Origin of the sequence: Cohnella suwonensis (genome assembly GCF_042655365.1) — a bacterium.
Lineage (GTDB): Bacteria > Bacillota > Bacilli > Paenibacillales > Paenibacillaceae > Cohnella > Cohnella suwonensis.
In genome coordinates this window covers 1-11,377 of record NZ_JBHSMH010000051.1, presented here as the reverse complement: position 1 = coordinate 11,377, position 11,377 = coordinate 1, and the positions used below count along the sequence as shown (strand labels likewise).

At 45.0% G+C, this 11,377-nt stretch carries 13 protein-coding genes; 7 read left to right on the top strand and 6 right to left on the bottom strand.

The window, feature by feature from the left end:
* Positions 1–169: 169 nt before the first annotated feature.
* Positions 170–832 (bottom strand): PaaX family transcriptional regulator C-terminal domain-containing protein, encoded by a 663-nt coding sequence (locus ACFPPD_RS15425; protein ID WP_209751906.1) that lies wholly within the window; start codon positions 830–832, stop codon positions 170–172.
* 255 nt (positions 833–1,087) lie between these two features.
* Between ACFPPD_RS15425 and ACFPPD_RS15420 the strand changes: the two genes are divergently transcribed.
* Positions 1,088–1,783 carry a metal-dependent hydrolase gene (locus tag ACFPPD_RS15420; RefSeq protein WP_209751904.1) on the top strand — a complete coding sequence of 232 codons (696 nt, stop codon included), beginning with the start codon at positions 1,088–1,090 and terminating at the stop codon, positions 1,781–1,783.
* Positions 1,784–2,623: 840 nt separating this feature from the next.
* On the opposite strand, the gene ACFPPD_RS15415 is transcribed toward ACFPPD_RS15420, so the two are convergent.
* Together ACFPPD_RS15415 and ACFPPD_RS15410 are read right to left on the bottom strand one after the other, a co-directional pair.
* Positions 2,624–3,973: an NAD(P)-binding domain-containing protein gene (locus ACFPPD_RS15415; RefSeq protein ID WP_209751902.1), complete on the bottom strand. Its 1,350-nt coding sequence runs from the start codon at positions 3,971–3,973 to the stop codon at positions 2,624–2,626.
* A gap of 30 nt (positions 3,974–4,003) precedes the next feature.
* Positions 4,004–4,324 carry an ArsR/SmtB family transcription factor gene (locus ACFPPD_RS15410; protein WP_209751900.1) on the bottom strand — a complete coding sequence of 107 codons (321 nt, stop codon included), beginning with the start codon at positions 4,322–4,324 and terminating at the stop codon, positions 4,004–4,006.
* 210 nt (positions 4,325–4,534) lie between these two features.
* On the opposite strand from ACFPPD_RS15410, the gene sigZ reads away from it, so the two are divergent.
* A complete protein-coding gene (gene sigZ / locus ACFPPD_RS15405) occupies positions 4,535–5,125 on the top strand; it encodes an RNA polymerase sigma factor SigZ (RefSeq protein ID WP_209751898.1) in 591 nt (196 codons plus the stop codon).
* 636 nt (positions 5,126–5,761) lie between these two features.
* Here the strand turns inward: sigZ and ACFPPD_RS15400 are convergent.
* Positions 5,762–7,075, bottom strand: coding sequence for an ABC transporter substrate-binding protein (locus ACFPPD_RS15400; RefSeq protein ID WP_209751896.1), 1,314 nt, complete (start codon positions 7,073–7,075; stop codon positions 5,762–5,764).
* Between the two features lie 216 nt (positions 7,076–7,291).
* Positions 7,292–7,642, bottom strand: a complete 351-nt coding sequence (locus ACFPPD_RS15395; RefSeq protein WP_209751894.1) for a VOC family protein — start codon at positions 7,640–7,642, stop codon at positions 7,292–7,294.
* Between the two features lie 233 nt (positions 7,643–7,875).
* Between ACFPPD_RS15395 and ACFPPD_RS15390 the strand changes: the two genes are divergently transcribed.
* The 5 genes from ACFPPD_RS15390 to ACFPPD_RS15370 are packed head-to-tail and all read left to right on the top strand — an operon-like array spanning position 7,876 to position 10,903.
* Positions 7,876–8,211, top strand: a complete 336-nt coding sequence (locus ACFPPD_RS15390; RefSeq protein WP_378082590.1) for an ArsR/SmtB family transcription factor — start codon at positions 7,876–7,878, stop codon at positions 8,209–8,211.
* Between the two features lie 13 nt (positions 8,212–8,224).
* On the top strand, positions 8,225–9,517 hold the full coding sequence (locus tag ACFPPD_RS15385) for an arsenic transporter (RefSeq protein WP_209751891.1): 1,293 nt from the start codon (positions 8,225–8,227) through the stop codon (positions 9,515–9,517).
* A 27-nt stretch (positions 9,518–9,544) separates the two neighbouring features.
* A complete protein-coding gene (arsC, locus tag ACFPPD_RS15380) occupies positions 9,545–9,967 on the top strand; it encodes an arsenate reductase (thioredoxin) (protein WP_209751889.1) in 423 nt (140 codons plus the stop codon).
* 2 nt (positions 9,968–9,969) lie between these two features.
* The gene (locus tag ACFPPD_RS15375) at positions 9,970–10,446 is read left to right on the top strand and encodes an ArsI/CadI family heavy metal resistance metalloenzyme (protein ID WP_209751887.1); all 477 of its coding nucleotides are present in this window, start codon (positions 9,970–9,972) and stop codon (positions 10,444–10,446) included.
* A 22-nt stretch (positions 10,447–10,468) separates the two neighbouring features.
* Entirely contained in the window at positions 10,469–10,903 is a 435-nt protein-coding gene (locus ACFPPD_RS15370; protein ID WP_209751885.1) for a protein-tyrosine phosphatase family protein, read from the top strand.
* Between the two features lie 112 nt (positions 10,904–11,015).
* Here ACFPPD_RS15370 and ACFPPD_RS15365 read toward each other — a convergent pair whose 3' ends face one another.
* Positions 11,016–11,195: a hypothetical protein gene (locus ACFPPD_RS15365; protein ID WP_209751883.1), complete on the bottom strand. Its 180-nt coding sequence runs from the start codon at positions 11,193–11,195 to the stop codon at positions 11,016–11,018.
* Positions 11,196–11,377: the final 182 nt, after the last annotated feature.

Below are 11,377 nucleotides of genomic sequence, written 5' to 3'. Positions count from 1 at the left end.
GGATCTCTCCACCAGCTGCCCGTCAGCTACGAGGCGACTTGGCTCTTACCTCGACCGGACTTTCACCGGCTAGTTGTGCCTAACTTGGCTAGGCGCGCAGTCGATAAAAAACCGTTCCTCTTTTCAGGGGAACGGTTCGTTGTTCTGTGGGTCGTCCTTACTCATGTGTTTACACGAGAAATTGATAATATTTTGAAGAGCTGGGGATGAGGGTGGCGAACGACTGAAACGAACGATACAACTCGGCGATTACGCGATGACCCATCCAATCGTTTGGAAGCAGAGACGCCGGAAGCATGGGATCCCTAAGGCTAATCTCGCTAATAACCTCTCCGACATGCAAATAAAGGACAAACAGCTCTAAGGGATCCATCCTGCCCCTGATTTCCTTATTCAAAGCCGGCACGAATTCGTCTTGATACCATTGCCACTTCTCCTGATGCAGGCGATGGATGCCGGCTAGAGGCCAAATGTCGGATGCCCGCTCGGGGGTAATATCCCGAAACAAAATCGACGCTTCCGAGACAGTGACGTAATCATCCATGGAGACCGCATGAATCAATGACAAAAGCTGCTTTCTGTAATCCCAAGGAGAGACATATACGCCTTTATATAGTTGACCGAAGCCAAGCTGCAGCAGCTGCAAACGGAATTGATCCCTGCTTTGCCTCTCCGACTCCGGTACCTCGAAGTGCACGAAATACCATTTGCGGTTCCAGTCCACATCGTATTGCTGCGGTTTTCGGTTCACGAAGGATACAAACTGCTCCCCTTTGTCCGTTATGGAATACAGGGAACGTTCTTCCGCATGAATATACTCTTCTTTCTTCATTCGTGATAGAACGTTCCTGATCGACTGCTCCTTATAGCCGCGCTTCGTATAAATTTGCACTACTTCTTTAGCATGCATGCAACGCTTTTTTGTAAGCAGGAAAAGTATCTGCTTCTCTATTGACAGCATTCGGTTTTTGATCCCCTTCCAGAGTACTTACTATCATCATATTACAGTAATTTGACAAAAAAATAAATAAAGAATATACTCTCATTGTCGTCAAACGAATAATAAATAGTATATGGAGGAGAAAAAATGAACCTTATTTTTCACGGACACTCTTGCATTCAGATCTCGGATGGAGAGCGCTCTATCGTCATCGATCCGTTCCTGAGCGGCAATCCCGTTGCCAAAGCGAAAGCCGAGGACATTCAAGTTCAATACATTTTGCTTACGCACGGACACACGGATCACACCGCTGATGCGGAAGCTATCGCCAGAGCTAACGATGCGACCATTGTAGCCAACTTTGAGATCGCTACCTATTACTCTTGGAAGGGCTTGAAGACGATCGGAATGAATATCGGAGGAACTGTGGACTTGGGATTTGCCAGAGCAAAGCTTGTTCATGCATTCCACAGCTCTTCTATTATTGCGGACGATTCCCAAAGCATCGTCTATGCAGGCATGCCGGGCGGATTTGTCATGGATTGGAAAGGAGTTACGCTTTATCATGCCGGCGACACCTCCTTGTTCGGAGATATGAAAATGATCGGCGAGCTCCACGATATTGATTACGCGGTACTGCCGATCGGGGATTTTTACACAATGGGACCTAAGGATGCTCTGATTGCAGCGAAGTGGCTGCAAGCAAAGAACGTGATCCCGGTTCATCACAGCACATTCCCAGGCATCGTGCAAGATACTGCAGCCTTCACCGCACAGCTGAAGGAGCAAGGAGTCGAAGGCTTCGCTCTCCAGCCGGGAGAACAGCTTGCACTTGTCAAATAAAGTGGGTGTCCACGTTATGCATATCGACCAGGACATGTTTTATTGAGGACGTCGGATGTCAAGAACATGATCCCATAAATGACAAGAACATTGTCCCATTATCGATCTGCATATTTAAAGCTAAAACAGGTTGCCATCATCTGCCGGCAACCTGTTATCGTTGAACTATCACAGCCGCTACTGCCTAACCGGCTGTCGCTCCCATCTGCTCCATAAAAAACACCCAAACGGCTTCACTTATGGTCCCGACATGTAGCAGCTTGATCCGGTAATCTCGAAGAGGCATTCGTCCTTCAGTACGATGAAAGGCGTTCCCGACCCTCCGAACCGAAAACTTCTCCGCCATTGGACGATTCCCGCCTGCTCCGGATATGCCCCGGCTGGTCATGACCATTCACCTGCGGCGAAAGCGCCCATCGAATACTCAACAACAGTATCACTGAAGCTGCTAACCAATAAGTTGTAGATAAACCAAGAGTTTTTTCTGACAAATACCCAAGAAATGGCCCCAGTGGAATCTCCATCTGCACAATCGCTATAAAGATCGATGAAGCTAATAACATAACATACAAGACCGACCTTCTCCCCCATTTCCCGTCGGTTTTCTTTCCGACCCAGGGTGAAAGGAATATGCCAATAACTAATCTTGATGCTTGTAGACAACTTGCAAAGGTTGTTGTCCCTGCGATAATTAAGGCGAGGAATAACCCATTCCGAATACTTAATTTAGTGAATAACCATGATATAACATAGAATCTCCAAATAACGAAACAGCCGTCATAAGTGCGAAAAGGATCACAGGCTTATTCCGGCTGTCTATTCTTCGTTTAAGAGCAGCGCTTAGGAGCAACACGATGATTTGGGTGTCGGACTCACTTTAGCTGTTGTACAACAAGTGTCGCCTGATTCATCAATTGATACTAATTTCGTTGGGTTACTAACGCTACATACACCGGTTTCCGGTAAATCCAACTCCACTTTCCTTGCTGATTCCCAGTCCCCAGTTAGAGCTGCGACGACGGATCTTACTTGTTCGTAGCCGGTAGCCATTAAGAACGTCGGTGCCCTACCATAGCTCTTGGCGCCAACGATGTACAGGTTATGCTCGGGCTGACGCAATTCCTTTTCTCCATGTGGTCTGACGGTTCCACAACTATGGATGTTTGGATCAATGAGTGTGGCCAAGGCATCAACGCTTTCGATACTTGGATCCATATCCGTTCTTACTTCTCTCAAGAAGGCCATATCAGGGCGTGCCCCAGTATTACTGATGATCTCACTGATCCCCTCGATTTGAATAGCCTCTCCATTCTGGGTACCTGTAACGGTAATATAATCCCCATCTTGATTAAAATGAATGATGTGGAAGGCAGAGACAACCTCGATAAACCCTTTTTCAACTAAACGTTGGAGACGAGTGCCTAGTTCTCCACGTTCACGTAAACTATCGCTTTCTTGTCCGCCATAGACCTCACTCACATTAGATTTACGTATGATCCAAACAATGCGTGTTGATGGTTCCTGCTCTTTAAGCTTTTCTAAATCAAGCAGCGCGTTTATAGCGGAATGTCCACTTCCGACGACAAGCACTTTTTTGCCACTGTACTTCTCTTTATGCCTCCCCAGAACATCAGGAATGCCATAGAAGATCCGGTTACTTAAAGACAATTCATCCTGAGTCCAAACCCCTTCCGAATTCGCAGGATTTGGATTGGACCAAGTGCCGGATGAATCGATAACAGCTTTGGCCTCAAAGGTTGATCTTGCACCGTTTTGTTCTACGTGTATGACAAAAGGTAGCTTCTCGCGGCCGGCTGTTTTCACTTTGCTTAGCCCTTTACGGCTTACCGCGATTACTTTCGCACCATAGTGAATATATGGCTTAATCGCCGGTAATTGTGAAAGCGGGGTTAAGTATTGTTCCACCAGTTCTCCACCAGTAGGTAGCTCATCCTCATTGGGCGAATTCCATCCGCTGGTTTCGAGTAGGCTCTTCGCTGCCTTATCGATGTTGAATCTCCAAGGAGAAAAAAGTCGAACGTGGCTCCATTGTTTGATATTCCCTGCAACTTCACCGGCTACTTCAAAAAGCACAAATGTCTCGCCCTTGCTTACTAATTGGGCCGCAGCAGCTAACCCAACTGGTCCACCGCCGATAATCGCAACAGGTACCGAATAACAATCACTCATTGTTAATTCCTCCTCGTCTCAACTCAATTGTCATTTCCGGAATATACAACACAGATCAGGAGACAGTAAGTTATTGACTTCAGCGTGGTTTAGCTCGTAATAACTCCAAGTCCCTCTTGTCTCACGGATGATCAAACCAGCATCCAGCAAAATCTTAAGATGATAAGAAAGCTTGGATTGCTGCATCTCTAAGATCTCAACGAGATCGCAAACGCATGTGTTCCCTCTCTGTGTGAGTTCGTACATGATTTGCAGTCTTTTCTGGTCTGATAATGCCTTAAACTTATTCTCATAAGGTGTGAAATCGACTGACTCCGTTTTTTGATTAATCACCGGAAGTTCTTTGATCATGATCATTCCTCCTTAGCAGCAGGCGGGTTGGCAGCAAGCTATTTCGCCGCTCCATTAATCAAATATTTTTGATATACTGATCTTACCATTAAGGTTTAATGGGATCAAGACTAAATCAAAATATTTTGATAAAAAGAAACGAACCTAAATTTGCGTCTTTTTGCAACAACAAACGTCTTTCTTGAAACAGAGCATAAGGAGGCTAAACGTATGGAATTAGATGAGGTCTGGAGCAACTTTCACGGACAGCTACAATCCTTTATAAGCAGTAGAACTCGTCGACCACAAGATGCAGAAGATATTCTACAGAACGTGTACGTTAAAATACTCACTCAGATTCATACTTTGCGGAATGAACAAAAGCTTCATGCATGGATCTTTCAAATTACAAGAAATACGCTGATTGATTACTATCGCAAAGAGAAACCCATAGAGGAATTACCGGATGAACTCCCCATGCTTCAAGAGTCCGAATCAAACTTAAATCATGAATTGCTTAAATGCTTAAAATCATTTATTGATCGCTTGCCCGAAAAATATCGACAGGCGATTCAGCTTACGGAATACGAAGGCTACACTCAAAAGCAATTAAGCGAATATCTCGACATTTCGTTCTCGGGAGCGAAATCGAGAGTTCAGCGTGGCCGACAGAAGCTAAAGGAACTGATATTCAACTGTTGCCAATTTGAACTTGATCGATTCGGAAATATCCTAGATTATCATCCTAGTAAGCCAATAACTTCCCGAGAAAGTTGTAACTGCAATAAGAGTTGCGTCTTTTCCCACCCTTCAACGTCTTAACAAATGCATGTAAATTCGATTGGAGGTGGGTCAAATGATAACTGCAAGTGCAAAGGAGTCTCAGAGCTGTTGCGACAAGTCAATTCCTGCTGGTACGGATGCCTGCTGCGCAGAAGATGCATCCGCTAAAGCCTCAGGCAATCAAGGTTGTGGATGTAACGAGAACAACGACAAGGGTTCAGAATCAAGCAAAGCCTGTTGTTGAATAATCAAGGAGGATACCTGGAATCACAGGTGCCTCCTTTTTATTTTTTTAGCATCCGATACAGCTTTCGCACAATATACCGTTTCCGATATCCGGTTGCAAATATTACAGTATCAACAGGCTCCTTCGCACCGTTGGGCCAAACAACGCCATCTTTATAAAAAGTTGTAAACATAGCTCTTTGATCCGGTTTTCCTGTAGCAACTTTCTCCTTATATTGCCCGATATCTACAACAGCACTTGGATTTGGAGCAGCGTTGATTCATAAACTCGATAGGCTTAATATATACTGTTTGTTCAGCAACGTTCCCCATTAGTGTAAGTCATATCGTTTCTTTTGGAGGCAAAACAGGCAGCTTAAGAATGTTATTTCACCAGTTTATGTAAAGCCGTCTAAGTGAGCCTGGTTGGTGCTGAGAACAGAAGATGATTCAATGCTGACTACCTTCAGTATTCTTTACTCTAGCCTCGGCCAACATGGAGTCAATGCCTTTCGCCATCTCGTGAAGCCGAGGGGCGGGGTCATCGTCCGTCTCGAAAAGTAACATCCACTCGCCTGCGTACCGATTCAGGATGTTTCCCCATTCCTTCGACTTCATGGAAGAACGCTTCTGCGCATATTGCAACTCGTTGTAGTCGATAGCGATTGCCGGCTCTACCTGGTCTCCGATTTTCTCGAACACGGCACTAGAAATGCTGACTCCCATTTGGAAGGCTTCCCTCGTGATCGGATTGTCTTCCAAAGTTAATGAATTAATATATTTCCATGCAGCCTGAGGATATTTGCTTGTTGAGGAGATCCCCATAACGGTGATGTAGGGTGCGCTAACCTTGATGCCATCCGCGAAATGAGGCAAGCCGACGATTCCGATCCGGTCGGAGCTTTTTGCGAGCTCGTTGATTGTGGGAGTAAACGACATAACCATTCCCGTTTCCGTACCGAGTTTATCAACGATCGTCCCCATTTCCGATCCCGCTAAAGCAGGTATCGCGCCGTTGTCTATCAATTGCCTTAGCCACAGTACCGTTTCGACGGCTTGCGGGCCGTCCCAAAAATCCGTCGCTTGCGACCCATCCGGAGACAGGAACCCACTCCCTCTACCCATAGCGATGGTTTCTATAAATTCCGGATGTAGCGGGATCATCGCTCCGTATGCAAATTGCGAGTACGCGCCATTTGCCTGTTTCAACCGAATTGCTGCAGCCTCGAAATCTTCCCAGGTCCAATCCGCTAGGGGATAAGGAAGGTTGGCTTTATCGAACCAATCTTTACTGTATCCGATCGACATGTTGTAAGCAGAGAGAGTAACGCCTAGAAATTTATCGTTAACGGTTGTCATAACGATAATATTGGGCGAGTAGAACTTGCTGATATCCACGTTCTCGCTGTCCAACAACGAATTCAAATCATACAGCTTGCCTTCTTGTTCAAGGTTTTCTATTTCAGTAGGGTTGAACCAGAATACGTCTGGAGACAGCTCTTTGATTTTGTCTTGATACTGCTCGGGAGGCACTTTCACGATAGTAACTTCAATACCTTCATTGTTTTCTTCTACTACTTGTTTGCTTTTCTCAAGTAGAGCGTTCAACTGAACTCCGAGGGAGCTAGTTCCTTGATCCGAAACCAGCACCGTTATTTCCGCATTCTCAATCTCAAGCTCCGACTTTTTCGAGCAGCCTATGGATGTAACAACCATGAGCACCAAAATCAGCAAACCAGTAGTTACTTTTTTTCCTATGCGCATATAAAGTCATCCTCCTAATCTACAGAATTTCATACGCCCTTTGTGGTAATTAGTTCCAAATTTATGGGAAAGAGTTTCTATTAATCGCGTATCCCGGCAACAAGTTATTTCTAACCCTTCCTCAGTGCGAATCGACGCAAACAAAAAGAGGAGCTGCCGCGAAGCAAGCCCCTCCACTAAAGTGTCCCGTTAGAATAGCAAATGAATTACAACTCGTTATTTTTTCTCCCAAAGCTCGACCAGTCGACCTTCAGGATCTTCAATCCAAATAAACTTTCCAAATTCACTAATCTCTTCTTTCTTTGCAAGAGGTACACCAATATGTTCAAGATGCTTAATAGTCTCGTTTAGATTATGTACTTGGAAATTTAACATCACTTGTTGTTCTGTTGGAAAATAACTGTCATTCTCGGTAAAGAAAGAAAAGATAGTCTCATTTCCTAATTGGGGTTTTATCACAGTCCCATTCCAATTTTCAATTTCAATCTTCAACACTTCACTGTACCATTTTTTTATAACTTCAAGATTCTTAGTTCTCCAAAATATTCCTCCAAAACCTTTTATCATCGTATTTAACTCCTGTCTGTCATCAAATTTTTAGCTATCCGATTACATTAGATATTCGAGATTTAAATTTAAGTTCCTTTTTCAATTTAACTGCCTTTTCGCAATGATGCCCATTAGTCTTCTCTCGTCATCATTCGGACAATTTTCTTGCAGTCTTCCTTCATTAGTTTTCAATAATATTATTGTTTACTAATGTTAGTGGAGGTGTATAATACGTATTAGTTAAGTACGAAATGAAAGGAGCGAAGAGTAAATTGACAAATGTTGATGAGATGTTGGAGTCCTTAAAGCTTCTTTCCGACAAGAGCAGATTGACGATCCTCGCCCTTCTGAAGGAAAAGGAAATGTGCGTTTGCGATATCGTAGATCTCTTGGAGACCACTCAGTCGAATGTGAGTCAGCATCTCAAGAAACTGAAAACAGGAGGTCTAATTAATGAAACCAAGCGCAAACAATGGGTTTACTACTCTTTGAATCTGGACGACAAACCTTATTTGAATGAAATTCTAGCCCAGCTCCCTTCCATGAAAGAACGAACAAACACGCTAAGCTCGCAGAGCTGCGACTGAACTCGGAGGATTTATGCTAACAATCGCTTCCCTCATCTTTTTAGTAACGCTTGTGTTTGTGATTTGGCAGCCTAAAGGACTGAATATCGGTTGGTCCGCTAGCGCTGGCGCAATCATTGCTCTTATATTCGGAGTCGTTAATTTCAACGATGTCTGGGACGTCACCCAGATCGTATGGAATGCAACGCTCGCCTTCGTAGCCGTCATTTTAATTTCATTGATATTAGATGAGATTGGTTTCTTCGAATGGGCTGCTCTTCACATGGCCCGGTTTGCAAAAGGGAATGGCAACTTGATGTTCGTGTATGTCATTCTGCTTGGCGCTGCTGTTGCGGCATTTTTCGCGAATGACGGAGCCGCTCTCATCTTAACGCCCATTGTCCTTGCCATGGTAAGGGCGCTGAAATTCGATATGCGAATGATATTGCCTTTTATAATGGCGAGTGGTTTTATCTCGGATACCGCATCGTTACCCCTCGTCGTGAGCAACTTGGTTAACATCGTATCCTCGGATTTCTTTGGAATCGGCTTCGTGGAATACGCCAGTCGCATGATCATCCCCACCCTATTCGCGATTGCTTCCAGTCTGCTGGTCCTCTACCTGATGTTCCGGCAAAGTATTCCGAAAAACTACGATCTCACTCAGTTGAAGAAGCCGAGCGAGGCGATCAAAGATGTTCGATTGTTCCGAATGTCATGGGTTATTCTTGCCGTTCTGTTAATTGCCTATTTGACTAGCGAATTCATTGACGTGCCAGTCTCGATTATTGCCGGCATAGCCGCTATCGTCTTCTTGCTTCTGGCTAGACGGAGCAAAGAAATTCATACCTGGAATCTAGTCAAAGGGGCTCCTTGGGCGGTTGTCGTGTTTTCGATCGGAATGTACGTTGTGGTGTATGGTCTAAGAAATGTCGGACTTACCGACGAACTTGGAACCGTATTCGAATGGGTCGCAGATCAAGGGCTATTCGTCGGAACGATCGGATCCGGTTTTATTGCGGCGATTCTCTCCTCGATCATGAACAATATGCCAACCGTAATGATCGATGCATTGGCGATTAAAGACACGGAATCAACAGGTATCATGCATGAGGCCTTTGTCTATGCGAACGTGATTGGATCCGACTTGGGGCCTAAGATTACACCTATCGGCTCGCTCGCTACCTTGTTGTGGCTCCATGTCCTTTCGTCCAAAGGACTTAAGATTGGATGGGGATATTACTTTAAGATCGGTATCGTCCTCACTGTTCCTGTCTTATTCATTACTCTTACAAGCCTCTATTTCTGGTTAAAAATAGTCCACTAATTTCCCACACTAAAGGAGACATTCAAAATGGATAAAAAACTCGTTTACTTCCTCTGTACAGGTAATTCTTGCCGGAGCCAAATGGCGGACGGATTTCTGAATGCAATCGGCGGTCACTTGTACGAAGTGCAAAGCGCGGGACTTGAAGCCCATGGGCTGAACCCTCGGGCTGTCAAAGTTATGGCGGAAGCCGGCGTCGATATATCAAATAACGCTTCAAAGACGATTGATGCAGAAACGTTGAGCCGTGCGACTTACGTCATTACCCTTTGCGGACACGCCGATGAACATTGCCCGGTCATTCCTAACCCTAATGTGATCAAGTGGCACTGGGGATTCGACGATCCAGCCAAAGCAACAGGTACCGAAGAAGATATTATGGATCAGTTCCGCGTCGTCCGTGATGCGATTCAATCCAGAATCGAGAAGTTCGTTCAGGAAGGTAAATAAACATGGCAGCGATCAAGAGAATGCACGTTGCCGTTAATTGCTCTGATCTGGATAAATCTCTTACCTTCTATCGCAGCTTCTTCGGGGCAGAGCCAACTAAGGTGAAGGACAATTATGCGAAGTTTGAATTGGACAATCCCGCCCTACATTTCTCGTTAAACGTTCGTCCATTCGAGAAAAACGGCGTGCTAAACCACCTAGGCTTTCAAGTCGATAACACCGAAGATGTATTAGCCATGGGTGAGCGGTTACGCCAGGCTGACCTTCTACTCATCGATGAGATGAACACGACTTGCTGCTATGCGGTTCAAGATAAAGTATGGGTATACGATCCGGACGGCAACGCTTGGGAAATCTTCAATACGAAAGAGGATTCGGAGTTCGAATCTGCGGGCGACGCGCGGGATTTATCCCTATGCTGCGCCCCTCCTACCGCGCCGGTTGCCGTAGAATTCACGAGTTTTCGTAAAAGCAAATAGATAATTCGGGAGGAAATGACTAATGGAGGAAAACTATCATTCCCTTCATGAGAACCGTATCTTCATGGGCGGGGCTAAAGATGTCGAAGCGATGGAAAAGAACGAGGGCATTGATGTTGTAGTTGACCTACGAGAAGAATCAACCGGATGTGCATACCCCGAATCGAAAGCCAATTGGATCAAGATTCCTCTGGGCGATAATTCAACAGATAATGAGCACCTGCTGTTTAAACAAGCCATTAATGAAGTCGTGAACGCGTATAACGCCGGCCATAAAGTCGCGTTTCATTGCGGTGGCGGCAAGGGCCGGACAGGTACCGTCGCCGCGGGTACGCTCCTCGCTCTAGGTCTCGCTAAAGATGTCGAGGAAGCTGAAGCTAACGCCAAAGCGATACGCCCTGTAATAGAAATCAAGGCCACTCAGAAGGATGCACTCAAGAAGTTGTTTCCTAATTAGCACAAAAAAAGAATGCCGATATTTCAGGCATTCCTTTTTTATTTGGATCATTAATCAATACCGGCGAGATCATCTGTTCTCGACATGTTTTCTTCCTTCATAAAAAGCCAGACTATGCGCTCCGGCTTGGTTTTTTGCTTATGCTGGTTAGCTCGAAAGCCTCTTTAGGAATCCCCAGTTCTACGGCCTTCTTCTTCTTAATCATCATTGCCTGTTGTAAGCTGGTGGCTTTAAATTCAATTGTGGTACCAGATGGATCCTCGAATGCATAGTAGCTCTTTTTATCCGACATTAAACTAAGCGCCTCTCCATCTTTTTCTCAAATGATTTTGCCTGGCTATGTTCTTATCTCAGTTCACTAAAATCATTATATCCGTAAGCGTCAAATAGCCCCCACCTATTAAATAGATGAGGGCTAAGTTATGCTGATCTATGATTTAAATATACGGCAGGTCAACGGCAATGACGACGACC